Annotated in this window: 18 protein-coding genes and 1 pseudogene; 11 read left to right on the forward strand and 8 right to left on the reverse strand. The window is 47.1% G+C overall.

Going from position 1 to position 21,738, the window contains the following annotated elements:
* Positions 1–279 precede the first annotated feature (279 nt).
* From THEBA_RS14875 to ltrA (THEBA_RS12045), 3 genes are all read left to right on the forward strand, one after another.
* Positions 280–408 (forward strand): hypothetical protein, encoded by a 129-nt coding sequence (locus tag THEBA_RS14875; protein ID WP_006485539.1) that lies wholly within the window; start codon positions 280–282, stop codon positions 406–408.
* Between the two features lie 94 nt (positions 409–502).
* Positions 503–625, forward strand: coding sequence for a hypothetical protein (locus tag THEBA_RS14880; RefSeq protein WP_006485555.1), 123 nt, complete (start codon positions 503–505; stop codon positions 623–625).
* Positions 626–836: 211 nt separating this feature from the next.
* Entirely contained in the window at positions 837–2,105 is a 1,269-nt protein-coding gene (gene ltrA / locus THEBA_RS12045) for a group II intron reverse transcriptase/maturase (protein WP_014731775.1), read from the forward strand.
* Between the two features lie 214 nt (positions 2,106–2,319).
* On the opposite strand, the gene THEBA_RS14465 is transcribed toward ltrA (THEBA_RS12045), so the two are convergent.
* The 6 genes from THEBA_RS14465 to THEBA_RS12075 form a co-directional block, all read right to left on the reverse strand.
* Positions 2,320–2,697, reverse strand: coding sequence for a hypothetical protein (locus THEBA_RS14465; RefSeq protein ID WP_014731776.1), 378 nt, complete (start codon positions 2,695–2,697; stop codon positions 2,320–2,322).
* A 69-nt stretch (positions 2,698–2,766) separates the two neighbouring features.
* Positions 2,767–3,507: a DeoR/GlpR family DNA-binding transcription regulator gene (locus THEBA_RS12055; RefSeq protein WP_014731777.1), complete on the reverse strand. Its 741-nt coding sequence runs from the start codon at positions 3,505–3,507 to the stop codon at positions 2,767–2,769.
* A 24-nt stretch (positions 3,508–3,531) separates the two neighbouring features.
* Positions 3,532–4,524 carry an ABC transporter permease gene (locus THEBA_RS12060; RefSeq protein ID WP_014731778.1) on the reverse strand — a complete coding sequence of 331 codons (993 nt, stop codon included), beginning with the start codon at positions 4,522–4,524 and terminating at the stop codon, positions 3,532–3,534.
* Positions 4,511–5,518: an ABC transporter permease gene (locus THEBA_RS12065; protein WP_014731779.1), complete on the reverse strand. Its 1,008-nt coding sequence runs from the start codon at positions 5,516–5,518 to the stop codon at positions 4,511–4,513. The genes THEBA_RS12060 and THEBA_RS12065 overlap by 14 nt, the downstream gene beginning before the upstream one ends.
* Positions 5,496–6,986 carry a sugar ABC transporter ATP-binding protein gene (locus THEBA_RS12070; RefSeq protein ID WP_014731780.1) on the reverse strand — a complete coding sequence of 497 codons (1,491 nt, stop codon included), beginning with the start codon at positions 6,984–6,986 and terminating at the stop codon, positions 5,496–5,498. The genes THEBA_RS12065 and THEBA_RS12070 overlap by 23 nt, the downstream gene beginning before the upstream one ends.
* 43 nt (positions 6,987–7,029) lie before the next feature.
* Positions 7,030–8,040, reverse strand: coding sequence for an autoinducer 2 ABC transporter substrate-binding protein (locus tag THEBA_RS12075; RefSeq protein WP_041928268.1), 1,011 nt, complete (start codon positions 8,038–8,040; stop codon positions 7,030–7,032).
* Between the two features lie 489 nt (positions 8,041–8,529).
* On the opposite strand from THEBA_RS12075, the gene xylB reads away from it, so the two are divergent.
* From xylB to THEBA_RS12095, 4 genes are all read left to right on the forward strand, one after another.
* Positions 8,530–10,041: a xylulokinase gene (gene xylB / locus THEBA_RS12080; RefSeq protein WP_014731782.1), complete on the forward strand. Its 1,512-nt coding sequence runs from the start codon at positions 8,530–8,532 to the stop codon at positions 10,039–10,041.
* A complete protein-coding gene (locus tag THEBA_RS12085) occupies positions 10,034–10,678 on the forward strand; it encodes a class II aldolase/adducin family protein (protein ID WP_014731783.1) in 645 nt (214 codons plus the stop codon). Before xylB ends, THEBA_RS12085 begins: the two co-directional genes overlap by 8 nt.
* A 188-nt stretch (positions 10,679–10,866) precedes the next feature.
* Complete coding sequence (locus tag THEBA_RS12090; protein ID WP_014731784.1) at positions 10,867–11,988, forward strand: exo-beta-N-acetylmuramidase NamZ family protein; 1,122 nt, start codon at positions 10,867–10,869, stop codon at positions 11,986–11,988.
* 11 nt (positions 11,989–11,999) lie between these two features.
* Entirely contained in the window at positions 12,000–12,728 is a 729-nt protein-coding gene (locus tag THEBA_RS12095) for a GntR family transcriptional regulator (RefSeq protein WP_014731785.1), read from the forward strand.
* A gap of 362 nt (positions 12,729–13,090) precedes the next feature.
* Here THEBA_RS12095 and ltrA (THEBA_RS14910) read toward each other — a convergent pair.
* Together ltrA (THEBA_RS14910) and THEBA_RS12110 are read right to left on the reverse strand one after the other, a co-directional pair.
* Positions 13,091–14,327, reverse strand: a pseudogene (gene ltrA / locus THEBA_RS14910) (group II intron reverse transcriptase/maturase).
* Positions 14,328–15,009: 682 nt separating this feature from the next.
* Positions 15,010–16,236, reverse strand: a complete 1,227-nt coding sequence (locus THEBA_RS12110; protein WP_014730612.1) for a transposase — start codon at positions 16,234–16,236, stop codon at positions 15,010–15,012.
* 889 nt (positions 16,237–17,125) lie between these two features.
* Here THEBA_RS12110 and THEBA_RS12115 point away from each other — a divergent pair.
* The 4 genes from THEBA_RS12115 to nikC all read left to right on the forward strand — a co-directional run bounded on the left by THEBA_RS12115 (position 17,126) and on the right by nikC (position 21,738).
* On the forward strand, positions 17,126–18,163 hold the full coding sequence (locus THEBA_RS12115) for an L-Ala-D/L-Glu epimerase (protein WP_041928271.1): 1,038 nt from the start codon (positions 17,126–17,128) through the stop codon (positions 18,161–18,163).
* A gap of 38 nt (positions 18,164–18,201) precedes the next feature.
* On the forward strand, positions 18,202–19,773 hold the full coding sequence (locus tag THEBA_RS12120; RefSeq protein WP_014731787.1) for an ABC transporter substrate-binding protein: 1,572 nt from the start codon (positions 18,202–18,204) through the stop codon (positions 19,771–19,773).
* Positions 19,774–19,849: 76 nt separating this feature from the next.
* Positions 19,850–20,860 carry an ABC transporter permease gene (locus THEBA_RS12125; protein WP_006489888.1) on the forward strand — a complete coding sequence of 337 codons (1,011 nt, stop codon included), beginning with the start codon at positions 19,850–19,852 and terminating at the stop codon, positions 20,858–20,860.
* A 5-nt stretch (positions 20,861–20,865) separates the two neighbouring features.
* Complete coding sequence (gene nikC, locus THEBA_RS12130; RefSeq protein ID WP_006489886.1) at positions 20,866–21,738, forward strand: nickel transporter permease; 873 nt, start codon at positions 20,866–20,868, stop codon at positions 21,736–21,738.

The following is a 21,738-nucleotide window of genomic DNA, read 5'->3' on the forward strand; positions in this document are numbered from 1 at the left end:
CAAAGGATCAGTTCCAAGTTGCAAGTTGTCAGTTGCAAGAGCAAAGGGAAATCGTGATTAGGGATTGGCGGTTGGAAGATCAAGACAAACCGGTTCTCCGTTGTACGGTTTACCGTTCGTCGAGAAGAGCTATGAAGCAATAGCATCAAGATTCCGACCAGGAGCTTTGTCGGAATGACGGAATCTGGCCCTTTCGGAAAACCATCTGCTGTCATCCCGAACTTGTTTCGGGATCTGGTGCGCCCGGCATGATACACAACTATAGGGTGAAAGACCCGAATGCGGGGAGTCAAAGAAGCATTAGCCAGAGGCAAGGGTGTCACTGGTAACGGTGAATCTGAAGGAAGCCCGAGGCAAAGTCCGGAACTGAACGAAAGTGAACCAGGGATGGCCGTTACAGTAGGGTAACCCTGCCAGATAAGGGAAAGCCCTGACTCCAGCTGTAAAGGTTTGGATGGCAGGATTCGGATGAAAGTGGTGTATCTTACCCGGGGAAGTCCTCATGAGTCCGAAAGGGGTAACCGTTAGCAAGGAGGTGATCCAAGTTAACGGAAAGCTCAGGAGGATGGCAGATGAACCCGTAGTAGTGAAGAACCTCTCCGAAAGGGGAAGGGACCTTGGCTAAAAGCCAAGGGGGTGATGGGGAAGTCGAAAGGCTCCATCACTTGCGAAGGGGGGAAGGATCGAAGAAATGTGATCGGAAGACAGTGAAGAGATTCAGGTTAGACAGTTAAAGACAAGGTACATATTCCCGAAAGGGTAGAGAAGCCAGTCATTAGTTGTCGCAATAACATCTGAGACTACAACCGTTGGAAGAGAGCATACAGGAGAAAGAGATGAAGTATTACAGTCTAATCGACAAAGTCTATTTGGAGAAGAACCTTTTAGAAGCCTATGGCAGGGTAAAATCCAACAGAGGAGCCCCTGGGATAGACGGAGTAAGCGTAGAAACATTTGGAGAGAAACTTCTCGAAGAAATCGAGAGACTATCCGGAGAAATCAAGAGAGGCGAATACAAACCCATGTCACTCAGGGGGGTAGAGATCCCGAAAGCCGACGGTAAAACGAGGCAATTGAGAATACCTGCCGTAAGGGACAGGGTTGTACAGCAATCTCTTAAGGAGGTACTCGAACCGATATTCGAGGAAGGATTCCATCCCTCCAGTTACGGTTACAGAAAGGGAAGAAATGCCTGGCAGGCAGTGGAGAAGGCGAAAGCCTTTGCATCCAAATACGGACTGTGTAATGTAGTGGAACTTGACCTCAGTGAATGTTTCGACACTCTGGATCATGAGAAGATAATAGACTCCGTAGCCGAGAGAGTGAGTGATGGAAAGATACTCAAACTCATACGGGCAATACTGAAGAGCGGAGTAATGGAAGATGGAGTCTGGAAGGAAACAGAGACTGGCAGTCCACAGGGAGGAGTAATAAGCCCGCTGCTGGCTAACATCTATCTGAACGAATTCGATCAGAAGATGAAAGCCAGAGGAATAAGGATAGTCAGATACGCAGACGACATACTGATCTTCTCGAAAACCCAGGAAGAAGCCCGAGAGTTTCTGGCAATCGCGATAAACATACTGGAGATTGACATGAAGCTCAAAGTCAACAGGAACAAGACGAGAATCACAACACTTGAAGATGGATTTCACTTTCTTGGCTTTGAAATAAAAGGCGAGAGAGTGGGGATAGAGAAATCCAGATTGAAGAGATTCAAGGAAAAGGTCAGGAAACTTACAAGAAGGAATCAGAGCAGGCCGGTAAAGGAGATAGTGAAACAGCTCAATCCACTGTTGAGGGGATTCGCCAGCTATTTCAGGATAGTGGATTTCCAATCCATCTTGAGGGGACTTCTGAGCTGGATAAGGAGAAGGCTAAGAGCCATCATACTACACCAGTGGAAGACAACTAAGAAACTGAACAGAGTTCTCAGAAGGAACGGATGGAAAGAGAAAGTCAACATGAGAATGAACAAATGGCGATCTTCTCACTCAAAAGCAGCCAATTACGCCATCCCCAACAGGTTCTTTGAAGAGATGAACCTAGTCGATATGACAAAATACCATCATCCCCTGTCGAAATTTCCGATACTTGATCCATGAGCCGTGTACGCGGCCCGTACGCACGGTTCTGTGAGAGGACGAGGGGCTCCGCCCCTCTCCTACTCGATGTGCTTTCCGTGGTTGGGGATAGCGGATTGGGGGTTGGATAGAGCAAAGGGACTGGTTGGCCGTTGAATGGTTCTCCGTTCACCGAATAAAAAACCTGTTCTTCGTTATCGGTCGAAGTGAAAAAACGAGAGATTCTGAATCAAGTTCAGAATGACGAATTCTTTCGCTCAGCGACCAGCGGGTTTTTTCTCTTAAGCGCACAGCGGCTCTTCTCCCGCGAACCGGAACTGGCACGAAGTGCGACGGTCCTGATGTTCTGCATCAGTTGTGTTTTTCGGTTGTTCTTGCCACTGCTTGCATTGACTGGCCTCAGCTTGAAGCTGAAACTGGCACCACGAAGTGGTACTGGCAAAGGCGAAGCCTTCACTGGCGGCGATGATTCTCGCCTTTTGACTGGCTCCTGAATGCTTCCCGCTGAAAGCGGCCTCACTTCCCCGGATGATACTCCGGGCATCACTTCCTGCGCAGCAGCATCACTTCCGCTGATGCTTTTTGGCGCATCACTTCCCGACGGAGTTGGCATTGCGTCCGCCTATGTTTTTCGGCGCCTTGCGTCCAATCAAAAAGCATCACTTCCTGCGAAGCAGCCTTCTCATATAACTTCAGAGGGCAGGAAGTCTCTGTCTTCAGTGATGACCCTGTCTATTTCGTCGATTTCGGCCATTTTGAACGGAGCGATTACGTCGAATTTGCTGTTGTCAACAAGAAGAATCTTTGTGCTGGAATTGAGCAGCATTTTTCTCTTTATACTGGCGGAAAAGGGGCTCAACTCGAATGTTCCTATTTTCTTTCTTAGCGAGGCGCATGAAAAGAAGAACTTGTTTGCATAGATTGAACCGACAAGACTCTCCGCCCTGGGGCCGATGAGCGAATCAAATCCGTACTGTAGACTGCCGCCACTAGATTCGACAGAAAACCCCTGAACCTTTGAAAGCGCGAGCAGTATGTTGATTCCGTTGGTGATTATGTGCAGCTTCTTGAAAACCCTGGAGAGTTTTAAAGCGAAAACGTAACATGTAGTGCTTTCATCTATGAAAAGGACATCGTTCTCTTCTACAAACTCGATTGCCTTCTCAGCGATTCTCTCTTTTGCCTCTCTGGCTAACCTCAGCCTTTTCAAGAAAAAGCTGTTTGGATCTGTTTCCTGATTCACCGCTCTTACGACTCCGTATCCGTTGATAACAAGGCCGGATTTCTGCAGATCTCTCAAGTCTCTTCTCAGTGTGACGAGAGATACATCCATTAGAGACGCAAGTTCTTGAGTATTGATCGATTCTCTCTCGGAAAGAACGCTAAGTATGTTTTGTCTTCTGTCTTCCTTCTTCAAAGCCATGTGCTCAACTCCAGCATATCTGTCTTATCTGACTCTCCTCCTGGTTAATCTTAGAGCTTCTACACCTAGGAGGAGTGCACCCCAAAGCGCAAGTGTGAGAAACTGACTTATCCCAAGAAGATTCAAACCGCTTGAGATAACCTGCAGCAAAATTAACCCAAGGAAAACACCGGACACCTTCCCGAAGCCACCATTTGGATTGATCCCACCTAGAACTGAAACCAGTACGGTAACCAGAAGATACGAAGAACCATAACCGGCCTTTGCGGAATTGAATCTCGCAATCATTATCAAAGAGGCTATACCGGCCAGAAGGCCCGAAATCATATAAACGAGAATGGTTACCTTGTTGGTATTTATTCCAGAGAAACCGGTAGCTTTGATGTTGGATCCGATCATGTAGGTCGACAAACCCAACCGCGTCTTGTTTAGAATTATCGCGACACCCACCGCGACGGCTACTAGAATGAACATCGGTACCGGTACTCCCAGGAAGGTTCCATTGCCAATCACAAGTAATTCCCTCGGTAGGCCTGAAATGACATACCCTCTGGTTATAACCAGGCTTATTCCTTCGAGAAAGGTCATAGTACCGAGCGTCGCGAGTATCGGAGATACGCCGATGTATGCGATTATCATTCCATTTACGAGTCCCACTAGGAGTGAAATCGACAACCCCGCGAGTACGGCCAGAAAGATCGTCCAGCCCAGTCCGGCCCCTCCCGGACCAGATGCTAAATCACCGGTCAAAATCATCGCCATGATTATCCCAGAGAGATTTGCCGAGCTTATTATTGAAAGGTTAATCCCACCCGTAAGCATTGTTATCATCATCGCGAAAGCAAGGACTCCGAGCTCGGGAAGCTGGAAGGCCATCGATTGGAGATTGCTGGGCCTTAGAAATTTCCCAGGAAGAGCGAGCGAGAACAATAGTACCAGGATGACCAAGATCGCTCCAAGCGAGAGAATCTCGGAGTGCTTTGATACTCTTCCCCTGCCTGTGTCAGTCTTCAACATTGATTATCGCTCCTTTTCTCTCGCGGACTTTTCTCTGATAGGCCGTTATACTCACGCTGATGACTATGATCGCTCCCACAAAAACCTTATGCCAGTAAGAGGAAATCCCAAGCAAAGTAAGGCCATTTTGTACGATGACAATCAAACCAAAGCCAAGAACAGTCCCTAGAATGCTGCCCGTACCTCCGGCAAGGCTGGCCCCTCCAAGAACAACAGCCGCCAGAACTTCCAGTTCCCTGCCCATCAAGGCATTGGGGGCGACAGTCAACATCATGTTCGCCTGAACGGTTGAGGCTATGCCTGCCAGAAAGCCCATGTAGCAATAGACAAATAGCTGCGTCTTGAGAACGCTTATTCCCACACGTCTTGCGGCTTCCTGATTTCCGCCCACTGCGTAGATATTTCTGCCCAGAGCAGTGTACTTTAGTATCAGCCAAGTAAGAATGAAGGAAAGAACAAGAACTAGAATCGGTATAGTAATTCCCGGGCTGTCTCCAAATCTAACGAGATTCCTCTCCATAAACCACAGTGGAAAGCCGTAAATCCATGTACCACCACTGATGAATATGAGAAGACCATAGAACAAGTTCATGGTTGCGATCGTCACGATTATTGGCGGAGTTTTGAGGAAATAAATCAGTAAAGCGTTGACCAAACCCAGAGCAATTCCGACAACCCCTCCTATAGCAAAGGCAAGGAACATATTCCCGCCCCAATTGATAACGATAGTAGCCATGATATACTGAGCAACGGTAGCAATTGCCGTAAATGATATATCTATTCCTCCTGAAATCAAAACAACCAGCACGCCTGCGGCCATTATCGCAAGAAAGGAGTTGCTCTCAACCATCCCGTAGAGATTGGTGGAAGTAAGAAAACTTGGCTTCAAAATGGTGAAGAAGAGTGAGACGACTATTATTACAAGCAAGAGATAGAACTCACTCTTGCCGAATAATTTTCTCAATACTGAATTACTGTCCGTTAATCTTCTCATACAGCTCTTTCTCCGTGAGCTCGCTGGAGTTGTACTTTCCAATTATCCTTCCCGAGCTCATAATATAAGTCGTGTTTGAATGATAGATCGCTTCTTCGGCTTCATCCGTGATCATGATTATCGAAATACCTTCTGAGGCTAACTCTCTTATTATCTTGTATATACTGTCCTTTGCGGCAACGTCTATTCCCACTGTCGGGGAATCGAGAATCAATACCTTCGGATTTATTGCCAACCACTTTGCAATTACAACCCTCTGTTGATTGCCGCCGGAAAGCGTATTAACCGGAGAGTCGACCGAAGGAATCTTGATCGAGAGTTCGTCGACCCACCGCCTGACTTCAGTTCTTTCCTTGACTTTACTCAAGAGCCTGATTCTCGACAGTATTCTCTTTAGAACCGTTAACACAATGTTCTTGCTTACTGGCTGTTCCATAACGAGTCCGTGTTGCAATCGATCCTCAGGCACATACGCAATTCCAGCTCTCATAGCGTCCAAGGCGCTCCCAGGGTTCACTCTCTTCCCTTCTACGAAGATCTCTCCATCGTCGGGACGATTCATTCCGAAGAGTGAAAGGACGAACTCGGTTCTGCCTGAACCCATCAGTCCTGTGATACTTACTATTTCACCCTTGTGGACCTTCAAATCAATTTCCTTGTAATTATTTCTCCTTGAGAGCTTTCTGACTTCCAGAATAACTTCGTGACCAGAATACGGAGTCAGTTTGGAGTACTCGAACTCCTTGCCTGTCATGAGAAATGAGAGCCTCTGTCGTGTCAATTCGGAAGCATCGAAGGCACCAACTTTTTTCCCGTCTCGAAGAACGGTAACTCGTTGGGCTACCTCCATTATTTCATCGAGCTTATGGCTGACGAAGATCGTGGAGATTTCTCTGTTCTGCAGTTCATTTATGACCCTAATTAGCGACTGAACCTCTTTCTTGCTGAGAGAAGCAGTAGGTTCGTCCATTATTACAAGTCTCGCCTTGGCATTTATAGCCCTGCATATCGCTACAACTTGCCTTTCCGCTATAGATAGCTCGCTGACTTCGCGTCTGGGATCTAGTGAAACCCCAATTTTGTCCATCGTCTTCATTGACTCTTCTTCGGTCTCTTTCCATTTCATCAGACGACTTCCGGTTTCCACCCTCGAAGAAATAGCTATGTTCTCTGCAACGGTCAGATTTGGAAAGAGCGAAAGATCCTGATAGATAACCTGGATTCCCTCCCTCACACTGTTAGAAGACTTCTGGTGGCTTATCCTTCTTCCGTCGACATAGATCTCACCACCGGGATCGGGTGAGTGAATACCCGAGATTATCTTGATTAGGGTACTCTTTCCAGACCCGTTTTCGCCAACGAGACAGTGGATTTCCCCCTTTTCTATTTCAAAATCGACTGAATCGAGGGCCAATACTCCCCCGAACCTCTTCGAAATATTTCTCATCTCCAACAGTTTTTCGGCCATAATCAGATCACCAGAAAGAGAGGGGGCGTACCCCCTCTCGAAATCAGAACCCGTAAGAAAGGGCGTTTTCAGCAGTTATATCGACTTGCGCGTCGAATTTCACAATGTTTCCTTCCAGCGTGGCCTTCCCAAGATCGGGAATCTCGAATCCATCGACAACAGCCGGCACTATGCCTTCGGGGATTCCCGCCTCAGCAAGAGCGGCCTTGGCATCGAGCAATGTCTTTGCCAAATAGACCTGCGCGAATCCAGCGTCTCTTGGATCCCACAGGTAACCCCATTGCATCAGTCCTTGCTTGAGATACGGGTCAGCATGGCTTGGGATAACCGTTCCGACTATCTGTACCTTTCCCTTCATGTTTCTCGCGTTGAGCGCCTGGGACGCTCCGATCGGTCCCAGTGAACCAAATCCGACTATACCTTTCAGATTAGGATACGCATTTAGCAGCTCGAGTGTCTTTTGATAGGAAAGCTCAACACTCTCACCACATGGGATTCTCTCGGTTACCAGTTTCATATTTGGATACTTCTCCGCAACATAGGCAAGCCCAACGTCCGCCCAGAAGTTGTGGAGAGGAACTGTGAGTCCTCCGACGAAAACGGCAAACTCACCTTCTCCGCCCATTAGTTGAGCAAGTTTCTCGAAGTTAGCTTCTCCAAACTTGACGTTGTCTATCGTTTCTACGTCCCAGTCGCCACCCTTCTGCTCTGGTGACTCGTGTGTGATGATAATGATACCGTTCGCTCTTGCCTTTTCGAATACAGGTTCAAGAGCTTTCGCATCATTAGGTACTACACAGATGGCATCTACTCCCTTGGCAATAAGGTCTTCAACAATCTTCACCTGTTGAGCAGGATCCGCATCGGAAGGCCCTATCTGGTAGGCATTCACGCCGAGTTCATCTGCTGCATCTTTTACACCGACTTCCATTCTGTTGAACCAGGGGATTCCGCCGATCTTGACAACGACGGCAATCTCATAGTTCGCTGCTAAGACGGCAACTGTAAACAAGACACAGAACAGGAGCATCAGAAGCTTCTTGTTCATTCGCATCCCTCCTTCTATGTGACCGGTAGGCCGGCCCAAAGATCATAAGACAAAGCATCGTAATTCACATGATTACTTGTGATCAACATTTCAATTATATCGATTCACTCTGACAGATCCATACCCGAAGATTACTGGTTATTCGAACTTACGGCTGATGAAGACCCTGTAGCGATAAATACTCTCGTTTTCCGGATTATCTCATCCATTGTTTCGGGACAATTGTGGATGATCAACTTGATCTATCGCCTTCCCGCAGCTATATTGCCAGTCAAAAGTCTGTTTTTATTGACACTGTCTAAGCTAACATTACATAGTATTATTCGTCGGAAATCACTCCTAATCGTTTGAACTATGGGATATTTGTTCCTAATCGGATTTCTTCAAATGCAGATTATCTGGTAAGCTCTAGGTAATAGACTATGATATGAAGTTATCACTTTAGTGATCCGTTTTGCTCAATAGCGGTTTTAGAATGTACCTGTGGAGGAGACGATGAGGCAAGGAGTTCTTTCAATCGATCTGGGAACCATGGGAGTAAAACTTTCATTGGTCTCTCTTGAAGGTGAGATTCAGAAATCGGCATACACGGAGTACCCCATCATCTCAGAAAGCCCGGGACAGGCAGAACAAGATTCGGCGCTATGGTGGGAGGGGATCATAGATTGTGTAAAGAAGTTGACCGATAGTGACAACAATCTCCCTCATCTAATCAAAGCGATTTCTATTTGCGGCCAGATGCATACCCATGTCTATCTAGACTCCGAAGACAAGCCAATAGGCCCTTCAATCACCTGGCTAGATCAGAGAAGCAGCGAAATAATAGAAGAATGGCAAAGCGATGGCAGGGCCGCAAGGCTCTTCGATCTGACCTGGAACTTCCCCACAACAACTTACGCCGCTCCACAAATATGCTGGGTGAAAAAGCATAGGCCAGGTGTTTTTTCCCGTACGAAGTCGATATTGATTGCAAAGGATTACATAAAGTTTCTGCTCACAGGGAACAAGGTTACAGATCCCTCGGATGCCTCGGGAACGGCTGTATTCGACATAAGAACGAATCAATGGAGCAGGGAGGCTCTTGAACTAATTGATCTGGATGGAGATCTTCTTCCGGAGGTTATTCCTTCAGCGAGAATAATCGGTCATGTCACCGAGAAAGCGGCAAGAGAGACAGGCCTGATTCAAGGGACACCGGTGGTGAACGGAGGTTCGGACCACTCAGTTGCTGAATTGGGTTCGGGCCTTCTCGGTGAAGGAGAGGTTTCATGCATAGTCGGCACGGCCGGTGTCGTTGCCGCTTGCACATCCAAGCCGGTAATAGACCCAAAGAAAAGGATCATGTGTTGGAGCTATCCACTTGAAGGTTACTGGGATATTCTGGGGATAACTCAGACGGCCGCTTCCAGCTTAACCTGGTTTAGAAATACCTTCGACAAAGAGAGAAACAGCGAAGTCTTTGACGAATACTCCTCCCTGGCAAAAGGTGTTTCTCTGGGGTCGGAAGGCCTGGTTTTTCTACCTTATCTCATGGGTGAAAGAACCCCTCTGTGGGATTACAAAGCAAGGGGCGTCTTTTTTGGACTGACCATGAAACACTCTAAGGCACACATGGTCCGGGCAATTATGGAAGGGGTCTCATTCTCGATAAAGGACTGTATGAAAGTCGTTGAAGAGTTGGGAGTCAAGTTCGACAGCGTGAACGTTATGGGAGGGGGCAGCAAGAGTCCCATTTGGCGGAAGATACAATCAGATGTCTACGGAAAGAAAGTGAGAACGCTGGAGACTCAGGACACCGGTGCTATAGGCAACTTGATACTCGCCCTTCTTGCCACAAATGAAATTGGAGATCCCAGAGAAGCTGCCAAGCTGATCAGACATGTTGAGACTGTCATTCCCGACCCAATCAGAGCCAAGAAATATGAGAATCTATTTGGAATTTATAAAGAGATCTATGAAAATACACGTTCAATCATGGAGAAGTTGGAGGCGTATACATATGAATAGAGATGAGTTCGCAAGCCTGGTGCTGGATGCCTGTAAGAGAATGGAAGACAGGGACATGACGGTGGGAACATGGGGAAACATAAGCGTAAGAGTGGATGACGAAACCTTCCTCATAACCCCAAGTGGGATGAGCTACGGGAGTTTGAAGATCGATGATATTGTGATGGCAGACATGAAGGGCAATACTATTGACAACAAACGAAAGCCAAGCATAGAACACGCGCTGCACAGGATGATCTACAGTCACAGACCGGATGTTGGAGCGGTTATCCACACCCATCCCCAGTACTCAACGGCTTTCGCTATAGCAAGAAAGGATATACCTGCCGTGTCCGAAGAACTGGTACAGATAATTGGAGAGGGCGTGAAATGCGCGGAGTACGCATTACCCGGAACAGAAGAACTTGCGGCTAACGTAGTCTCTGCACTAGGATACAACAACGCCGCTTTGCTAGCCAATCATGGAGCAGTCTGTGTCGGAAGCAATTTGAGCGACGCCTTCAAAGTGGCAGAAGTACTCGAGAAATCTGCAAAGACAATAATCATGGCAACGATTATAGGAACTCCGAAAGTTATCTCTCATGACGAGTGCCTCAAGATGCAGGATTTTGTTAAGAATCACTATGGCCAGAAATAGTGGATCTCTTTCTTATACTGTAAATTCTTACACAAACACTGAGCCGGCGAAGTGCCGGCTCTTTTTCTTATCTGCCCGAATGACTTGATTAAGCTCTTCGCCGAAACCTCCGCAAGGATTCGGAAAATGATATGACAATATGGCATGATTGTCATTGAGAATAAACATATTTGCAGGGGGTGATGCTCATGATTCTACTCGGGATAGACCAGCTTCAGAAAAATGGTCTCATCGGGTTGAAGAAGAAAGCTATAGGACTGGTAACTAACTTCTCTTTTGTTGACTCAGACTTGAAATGGGGAATTGACATACTGTTCGAAAACGGTCTGAATGTAAAGAAGATCTTCACACCAGAACACGGTCTGGGAGGAGTTGCAGACGGAGCGCATGTCAGTGATACCCTCCACCCGAAGTACGGGGTACCCATCGTCAGTCTATACGGAGACAAACGCAAACCCGTGAAGGAGGATCTTGACGGCTTGGACATGCTGGTATACGACATACAGGATGTGGGATTGAGATTCTATACCTACATATACACTCTTGCCTATACGATGGAAGCTGCCGCCGAGTACGGTCTTCAATACATGGTCCTTGACAGGCCAAACCCTCTGGGCAGAGGAGTCTTTGGAAGTAGAATCGAAAACGATCTCCAAACCTTTGTTGGTGGTTACGAGCTTCCTTTACAGTACGGTCTAACCACTGGCGAACTGGCTCAGTACTTCAAGAAACTCAAGAGACTCGACCTCGATCTGAAAATTTCCATGCTTGAAGGGTGGCGAGGAGAGATGCACGACAACACTTCTCTTTTCTGGAATGTACCTTCACCAAACGTGCCAACATTCGAGTCCCTTCTCGGCTATGCAGGGACCTGCTTCTTTGAAAGTACAAGCGTATCTGAAGGCCGGGGTACTTTTAAACCCTTCCTTGTGATAGGTGCTCCGTGGATAGACGGCTCCGACCTGACCAAATACCTCAGGGAGGAGTTCCCTGGTCTTAGAGTTAGGAGCCGTGATTATATGCCCTTTTACAGAAAGTATGCCAATGCCAACTGCAGTGGAGTCGAATTCTTCCCCAGGATTGAAGACAACTATTTCGTGATAACTTTGAAGATGATGGAATATTTGCTAAAATATGAACAATTTGATATCATGGATCGTTCGGACGATCTAATAGGTATTAAAGAAAGCGCACTGAAGATCAGAACACATAACCTTGATTACAGAGAGTGGAATGAATCCGGAATGGAGTTCATAGACTTTGTAGATGATTGTCTTCTTTATCCCGGTGAGTTGAAGTACAGAGAGTGAAGGGGGTCGTCATGGCCGAAACACCGATTCCGCTATATTACAAGCTATATATGGACTTAAAGGAATCCCTGAATTCTGGAAAATACCAGAAAGGGGACAAGCTTCCAACAGAGAAGGACCTCTGTCAAAAATACAGTATAAGCAGACTTACAGTTAGAAGGGCGATGGATGAGCTCAGAAGAGAGGGGGTCATTGAAAGACTGAAGGGGAAGGGAACCTTTGTAACGGGCTCCAAGAGAGAAGAACAACTGGCCATACTTACAGGGTTCACAGACGAAGCAAGAAAGCGAGGCGTCGAAACTCGTTCTGTGGTTCTCGAAAACAGACTCGTTAGGGTTCCTGCCGATGCCGTCGAGCTCTTCGACATTCCTGCCGATGCAATGGTTGTGCTATTGAAAAGAGTAAGGATTCTCGAGGGCGAACCCTACGCAATTGAAGAGGCATATCTGAACGTGGGAGCTGACATTAGGCTTCTAAACATAACCCAGAGAGACATGGAAAGGGAATCACTGTATGGAATCCTTAGAAAGGAGTTTGAAATCAACATCTCCTACGCCGAAGAAGAAATGGAGCTTACCAGACTCAAGAAGGAAGAGGCGCGTTTTCTTAGACAGGAGCAGGACGATTGCGCAATAATGAGGAAGCGATTCACCTACACAAAGAGCGACATCTGCATTGAGTACGTAATTTCACTATATAGGGCAGACAAGAGCAAGTTCAAGATTGTCAGAAGAATATGAACCGTGGTTGGGGGTAGGAGGTTAGGGGTAGGAAAGAGCAAAGTGAAACCGGTTCGCCGTTGGACGGTTCTCCGTTCTCCGAGAAGAACGGTTGTGAGTTCCTAGATGCAAGTTGCAAGAAAAAGAAAGGAGACCTGTTCTAATGGCAATGAAGTAAGCTCGTTACTGACATTCAACAAGAGAACATCATCGAGATTCTGAATCAAGTTCAGATGACGAATTCTTTCGCTCAGCGACCAGCGGGTTTTTTCTCTTAAGCGCACACCGGTTCTTATGCTCGCAACTGGTGAGTAGCCCAGGGGGATTTCACCCCCAGGCTCTCTCAGAACCGGACTTGAATCTCTCGATTCATCCGGCTCCCATTATCCAGCCGTATAGAATATCCCCATTGTCCAGTGTACAAATAGACGAGGCTCTCTGCGAGCAAGAGTTTCTAGCCATTTACCCGCTTTTGTACGACCTCTCCTTTTCTTGTACTTGTTTCTTACCCACTGAACTAAGGCTTTGTTTAGCTGACTCAGTACTGTATACATCTCAAATCTGCGAAAGTGTCCATAGTAGTTTATCCAACCTCTTATTACCGGGTTGATTCTTTCTGAGAGTTCTTCAATACTCAGGTATGACTTGGTTTGAAGTCTCATTCTCCGGATCTTCTGTCTCATCGCCTTCTTTGCCTGTTCACTCACTGCAGGGGTGAAGCTGTAGAAGATCCTCCCGTTTCTGGCTTTGCAGCTACGGACTCTGAAGGTGTATCCTAGAAAGTCAAAGCTTGTATTTGGATACTCGCCCTTCCTTTTATCGTCTTTGCAGTAGACAATACGGGTCTTCTCTGGATGAAGCTTTAGTTTGCATTCTTCCATTCTTTCTTTGAGACTTTCAAGAAGAAGCCGGGCTTCCTCCAGAGTTCTACAGTGTATCACTCCATCATCTGCGTATCTGGCAAAGGGCTTATCCGGATGAGTTCTCTCCATCCACTTGTCGAAGGCGTAATGCATGAAGAGGTTAGCCAGTACAGGGCTTATTACTCCTCCCTGTGGCGTTCCCTTGCTCCTCTCTTCGACTCTTCCATTAGGTTTCTGAAAAGGGTGCTTTCAGCAATCTCTCTATGTAGAGTATTAGCCATGGAATCTTCACATGTTTCTTGACTGCCCTCATTAGTAGTTCATGGTCTATGTTGTCGAACAGTCCTTTAATGTCGAATTCCAGTACCCAGTCATACCGCCAGCATCTCTGCCTCGTTACTTCAAGGGCATCTATCGCTGACTTTCCCTCCCTGTATCCGTAGGAGTCCTTATGGAAGTGTGGATCTACTAGGGGATTTAGATAGATTTTGGCTACCATCTGGGCTACTCTGTCCCCCACTGTGGGGATTCCCAGTACTCTCTTGCCTCCACTCTTCTTTTCTATCTCTATCGCTTTTACTGGAGGTGGAAAGTAACTGCCCGAGGACATTCGATTCCAAATCTTGTAGAGATTGTTGTCCAGATCGGCTTCGAACTCTTTCAGGCTTACCTCGTCTATTCCTTCTGCCCCTCTGTTCTCTTTCACTTTCTTGAATGCTACCAGTACTACTTTCTTGGGGATTTCATATGACCTCATCTTGTCTGTTGGCTCCTTCCTTGTCTCTGTTCACAGTTCCTCCCTTTCGGTTGTCTGCACAGAGTTGGTTGACTAACCTACAAAACTGGATAACACAGTCCCTTCGCTCCACTCCCATTACAGGAGCTTCATCACTACTACGGACTGTTCCGCCCCTGAAATCTGGCATCGGTACTTTCACCCTCGTGGGTCTTCCACTTGCGGCTTTTCCCTTAACATCCAGATCCAGGTTCCCAAGTTCCTAATCGAAGCCTGTACCAGGGTCACGCCACCTATATGCCGGTCACCATCTGGACAGTAAGCAGGTTTCCTCCAGACTTATCCCGGGATAGTTCCACCCCCCGGTTTAGATGACACTAGTAGTTGTTACGACACGTTCACGGTGGTTCACTTGTATTCGTCTCCTCTGGTACTCACCTGACGGGATCACTGTCCCGCCTTTTCCCGTAACGTTCACTACCATGGCTCTTTACCACAGCAGCTTACGGTGGTTTGAAGCCTCCACCTGCATGGCGGCTTCGAGGGGCCCTCCCTCATCTTCGATTAAGCATGGCTTGAAGTTTCCTTCTTCGCCTTCTTGGCACACTGGAACAGTCAACTTGCAACTGCTCTTCCGAAGGACGGGTTCATGGTTTGGGGCTTCTACTATGTCAACAGTTATAAAAAAGGCAGACTGAAAGGATCAAGCAGTAGACCGGCAGGTAGCTACTGAAGATACTTTCAGCGAGTATTCAGGCTTCTGTTTTCCCTCCTTTTTAGAAGGAGTATAATCAGAAAGAGGATTCCTCTTGAAGAATTTCTCTTCTGAGTAGGGAGTCAAATCCCTAAGCATGGCGAAGGCGATTTTGAGGATGGTGTTCGCCAATGCACGGAGGGCATGAGCAGAGCTCTTGCCCTCGCTCTTTTTGTTGTCGTAGAATCTTTTCATCCATTTAGAGCTATTTGTTGCAGCAAGACTGGCTATATGAAGAGTCCCTCTGAGATAGTGATTGCAGTTACTTCTCATCTTGGTGGTGTTCTTGTTACCGCTTCCATAGTAAGTCGGAGTAGTTCCCGCGTACCTTTGAAGGTCTCTGTAGGAACTGAACTTGTGTGTTAGGTAGGCAACTATGAGCTGGCTGGCGATTATTACTCCCACTCCAGGTAAGGTGAGAAGCACACTGAATTCGCTTTTCTCAATGATTTCTTTCATCTGCTTGCCTATCTCTTCCTTCATCACTTTCTTCTCCATAGCGTACCTTGAGAAAGCGACTATCAATGTCCTTATGGAAGCTGGCACATATCTTTCAAGCGCGATTTTTCTGAGCTCCTTCAGCTTGCTTTTGAGATTGCTATTTATCAGGAAACCCATCTCTTTAAGCTTCAGGAGTATCTCTTTATCAGACATTGAGAGAAAGTCTTTTGCAGTAGGACAGATGGATATAAACGCCAGTTTTCTGGCGGAAGTGCCACTGAAAACTTCTTTCACCTCCGGCCAGTACCTTTCAAGGTATGCATCCAGCCTTCCTATATCCTGCATCATAGATACATTTATCACAGCGTTCTCTTCAACCAGTACATCCAGCTCAAAAGCTATCCCTTCCCTCTTCACTTGCAAACACCATTCGGGGTTATGCTCATAGGTCATCGCTATTACCTTCGAATCAATGAAATCGCTCTTGCCTTCTATCACGAAGAATGACCTGGCTTCGCTCGATCTCCTGCTTGGAAGTATGTACACCTGCCTGTTGTTCCTTAGAAGATAATCGACGATCCTGTTATTGCCATCCTCAATAACATAGACCGCCTCCTTTATCTTCAGAAGCTTCGCGAAATCTTCTTCCTTGTTCCTTAAAACTAACTTCTTACCCTGGTGCAAAAGATAACAGTAATGCTTCTTTCTTCCCCAATCAATTCCAACTATCTCCATAACTGCACCTCCGTTGCTTGTTTGGCAGTTTGTTGAGTGTTTCGTTTACCGCTGTTTTGGTCCTGAAGCATTCCTGCTCCGGATATTCTACTATCGTTCCTGAACACTCCTGGATGCAAGATGTTCTTGCCCCACTGGGCCTCGCAGGCTATAACGAAGGACTGGACTTATCTTGCATCCCCTGCCTCTCTTATTCTAACAAACAACGAAGGACCAAGGACGGCTCTTTGCAGCGTGCAGCGGCTCTTCTCCCGCGAAGCGGAACTGACCGCACGAAGTGCAATGGCCCTGATGTTCTGCATCAATTTTGTCTTTCGGTTATTCTTGCCACTGCTTGCAGTGACTGGCCTTTGCGAAGCAAATACTGACTGCACGAAGTGCGACTGGACTACGTTAGCAGAATGGCTTTGAAGATCTTCCCCGCAAAGCGGGCATTGCGTCCTGGCATGTTCTTCGCCAGCCTTGCGTCCACTGATGCTCCTCAGTGCATTGCGTCCAATGTTCTATAAGGGCATCACTTCCCGACGAAGTCGGCCTCGCCTCCTGCCAAAGGCAGCCTTGCATCAATATTCTATTCTTCCTCGCGTTGGCGACCCTTACTTCCCGCGACGCTCTTAACAATACCAATGCCGCGCCTTTCTGAACTAATCTTACCAGCCAGTGCGTCAAAGAAAATGATTACGACGGAAAAATTAGCTCCAATTCAATCTAATGAATGGCAACAGCTTTAATATGATGATGTTTAGGTGTTACATAATTTATGTTATAACTAAGTATCGTAAAACCGAGTAGGTTACTCTATTTTGGAGAGAGTAACCATTTAAGGTATTATTGTATAGATGTTTTTTCACTATTGAAAGTGGGTTATGCTTTCTTATAAGGGGAGGAAATGATGAAGATCAAGGATCTGCGTTTCACTGAAAAGAAATGGGACTTCGTAAAGCCTTTTCACATTGCGAACAATGTTTCCACTTCCAAAGTAAATATCGAGGTGGAACTGGTTCTTTCAGACGGAACAGTCGGTCTGGGCGAGTCCTCTTCATCGTTCAGGGTCAACGGTGAGAGCGAAGCAGCAATTTTCCAGCTCCAGAAGGAGATCCTCGAGATGATCAAGGACCTAGACGTCCGTGACTACAGGAAGGTCTTTGCAAAGCTGGATGCGTACTCCAGAACAGCTCCCAGTTTGAAGGCCGCCATTCAGTTCGCGACGCTACATGCTTTCTCGAGATCGATCTCCACCCCTGTATATCAGATTCTTGGAGGGATGAAGGACTTTGTGGAAACAGACAAGACCGTTAGCATCGGTAGTCTGGAAGAGACTGTTCATGATGCAAAGGAGATCTTTGATGCCGGCCACAAAGTTATCAAGATGAAGGTAGGCGAAGATGTAAAGAGCGACGTGGCTAGGGTGCTGGCAGTCAATGACGAAATCAAAGGAGTCAGGTATGTCATTGATGCCAATACCGGTTACACGACCAAAGAAGCATTGAGATTCATAGATGCAATGTACAGAAACGATGTGCCTGTGGGGATATTTGAACAACCAGTTCCTGCCGAAGACTTCGAGGGATTGAAGATAATCAGGCAGGGCTCGATGTATCCAGTTGGCGCAGATGAAAGCGCGAAGACGAAGTACGATGTTATGAGGCTTATAAAGGAAGGCGCCGTCGACTACGTCAATATCAAACTCATGAAGTCGGGTCTCTCTGACGCTCTTGCGATAGTGGAGATGTGCAACAGCGCGGGCATTGGTCTTATGATAGGCTGCATGAGCGAGTCTGGAATCGGAGTCTCACAGAGCGTGCATTTTGCTGCGGGGACTGGCGCTTTTACTTATCACGATCTAGATTCTCATTTATTGCTCAAGGATGTCGATCCTGTCGGGTTCAGGCAGGAGAAAGATAGACAGTATCCTATTCTGTTCTAATTTTGTCATCAACCTTTAGTGGAAAAGGAGGTGCAAGAATGAAGCGAAGCTTCATGCTAGTTTTCTTAATGGTACTTATCGTTGCGGCAACCGGATTTGCTGCAACCCCGAAAGACACTCTTGTTATAGGTGCGAACACGGGAATCTTCATAACAATGGATCCGGCCGTTGCCTATGAGGTCTTCCCGAACAAGATCGTAGCAGCTCTATATGCACAGTTGGTCAAGCTGGAGGCAATCGAAGGCGTTATCGTTCCAGTACCCGACATTGCTGAGAGCTGGGAAATCTCCGAGGACGGGCTCACCTATACCTTCAATATCAGGAAGGGAGTCAAGTTCTCCAACGGTGATCCTTTGACAGCTGAGGATGTTCTCTTCTCTCTGAAGAGGCCCATAGTTCTCGAGTCGGTTTCTGCATGGTTCCTGGTCGATATTTTCGGCATAAACAAGGACAATGTAGATGAGAAGATTAAGATGATCGACGATTACACCGTCTCGATAACGCTTAACGCTCCCTACGCAGAGAACATCACTCTTGGTATTCTTTCCAACATGTTCACAGGTATCGTCAACAAAGACGTAGTGCTTGAACATGAAGTCGATGGAGATCTTGGTGGGGCATGGCTTACAGACCACTCTGCCGGCGCCGGTCCATACGTTCTCGTTCAATGGGAAAGAAACAACGTCATTCTTCTCGAAGCAAATCCGAATTACTACGGCAATCAGCCCCCTCTGAAGAGAATCATGGTAAGAGACATTCCTGAGGCATCGAACCAGAGGCTTCTACTTGAAAGAGGAGACATAGACGTTGCCTGGGATCTCACACCTCAGCTACTCGAAGAGGCCAAGAGAAATCCAGACATCGTTGAAGTGAAAGTTCCTGGACACTCTAACGAGTATCTCGCGATGAACGCTACTTGGGGACCCCTTGCAAATCCAAAGGTTAGAGAAGCCGTAAGGTACTCAATCAACTACGAAGAGATAGTTGAAGATATTATGCTAAACAACGCTCTCCTCGTGCAGGGTTTCATAAACAAGGGCTACTTCGGATATGTTGAAGAGAATCCATTCTATCAGGATATAGAGAAGGCCAAGGCTCTCCTAGCAGAGGCCGGTTATCCTGACGGATTCGAAGTTGAACTGCTGACCAGCAACACGGATACAAGAAAGGCCGAAGCCGAAAAGATCCAGGCCGACCTGGCTCTTGCAGGGATAAAGGCAAATATCGTGATAATGCAGTCTTCTCAGATGTATGCAAAGTACAGGGCACAGGGTCATCAGATGATAATTGCCGGCTGGGGTAACGACTACCCAGACCCGGACAACCTTGCGATGGCTCACGCAAGCTACAGGGCAAAGCAGCTCGCATGGAGAAATGCATGGTTCGACGATTACGCGGCGACGCTTTGTGAATGGGGTCAGGTTGAGCCCAATCCTGACAAGCGTGAACAGATTTACAAGGATCTGACTGAATACTGGTTCCACAATGGACCCTTTGCAATGCTTTACCAGACTGTAGAGTTCTGGGGAATTCGCAAAGAAGTCAAGAACTTTGAAGAAGCCGCTTTCGGTTACGGAATGCTGTTCGACTTCACCAAGGTATCTAAGTAAAGTATCCCCCGCCCCGTTCTCTTGAGCGGGGCGTATTCTTTCCCAAAAAATCAGATATTGATACGGGGGTAATTCTATGAACTTCGGACAATTCTTGCTCAGAAGACTATTCTTAATGATCATAGTTCTCTTTGGAGTCGCCTGTATTGTCTTCTTCATAGCAAATGTAATACCTGCCGATCCGGTCGGCGCCATTCTTGGAGGAAATGCTCCACCGGAAGCGGTTGATAGATTGAAGGCAAAACTGGGCTACGATCAGCCTCTAATAATAAGGTTCGGCAATTTTATCACCGGAGCAGTCAGAGGAGATTTCGGCATTTCTTTGAAGACGTCCAATCCGGTTATGGAAGATATCAGGAACTATTTCCCTGCTACGATGGAACTGGCTCTTGTCGCGATAACGATCTCGATCATACTGGGGATAACTCTGGGGATCTTGTCGGCCGTTCACCGTAACAAAGCCATAGACCAGTTTTCTAGAATCTTCTCTATACTAGGGGTCTCGATGCCGGTCTTCTGGATTGGGCTTCTTCTGTTGCTTGTGTTTTATTTCAAGCTGGGCTGGCTCCCCGGGAGCGGGAGACTTGGCTTTTTCACCTATCCGCCTCCAAGAGTGACGGGCATGTATCTTATAGACTCAATCATTGCAGGGCAGTGGGACACATTCAAAGAAGCCCTTATGCATATTCTTCTTCCAGCGTTCGTCCTCGGTTACAATGCGACGGCCTCCATAGCTAGAATTACCAGAGCCAGTATGCTCGACGTGTTGAGGCAGGATTTTATAAGAACTGCAAAATCGAAGGGTTTGAGAAAAAACGTAGTTATTTACCGACATGCACTGCGTAATTCTTTGATACCGACCGTTACGATAATCGGACTCGTATTTGGAAGTCTACTGGAAGGAGCCGTTCTTACGGAAACGGTCTTCTCCTGGCCAGGTCTGGGTAGATATATAACCACCGGAATGCTCTTCCTTGATTATCCGGCTGTAATGGGCGGTACATTGTATATAGCCTTGATATATTCAATTGCGAATCTTATCGTGGACATTCTTTACGCTCTTCTCGATCCAAGGATGAGGATGTGATCTAGATGGAAAAAACCGTAAAAGTATCTAAGCCATTCATGGATGATTTGAAGCATACAGCCTTTCTCTGGAGAAAGAGCCGCCTCACGATGATCGGATCGGCTATAATCCTTGTTTTCCTTCTTATGGCAGCCTTTGCGCCACTTATAGCTCCTTACGACCCGGTTCATCAGGATCTCCAGATAAAATTGCAGGCTCCGAGCTGGCAGCATCTCTTCGGAACGGACCAGTTCGGGAGGGACATATTCAGCAGGGTTATCATGGGATCCAGGATCGCGCTCTGGATAATCTTCCTGGTATCGGTCATCAGCGGGTCCATAGGAATTATTGTTGGTGTTACGGCAGGTTATTTCGGTGGCATTGTCGATGAAGTGCTCATGAGGATAACGGACATGTTCCTGGCCTTTCCCAGTCTGGTCCTGGCAATGGCCTTTGCTGCAATGCTGGGTCCGAATCTGACAAACACGATTATTGCCATATCCATTGTCACGTGGACAACCTACGCCAGGCTCTCCCGGGCCGAGGCAATAAAAGTAAAATCGCAGCCATACATTGAAGCTATACGTGCGGCCGGCGGTGGTAATCTTAGAATAATGTTCCTTCACGTTTTGCCGATGTGTATTTCTCCCGTTCTTGTTCAGTTGACTCTTAGAATGGGCACGATAATCCTCACCGCAGCAAGTCTTGGCTTCCTCGGGTTAGGTGTCCAGCCTCCCACGCCCGAATGGGGAGCCATGGTTTCCGACGGCAGAAACTACCTGATCGACCAGTGGTGGATATCTACCTTTCCGGGCATATTCATCGCCTTTGTCGTTCTTGGATTCAACCTCCTCGGTGACGGAATAAGAGACATGCTTGATCCAAGGTTGAGGAGGTAA

This window comes from Mesotoga prima MesG1.Ag.4.2, assembly GCF_000147715.2.
In the GTDB taxonomy this organism is placed as follows: Bacteria; Thermotogota; Thermotogae; order Petrotogales; family Kosmotogaceae; genus Mesotoga; species Mesotoga prima.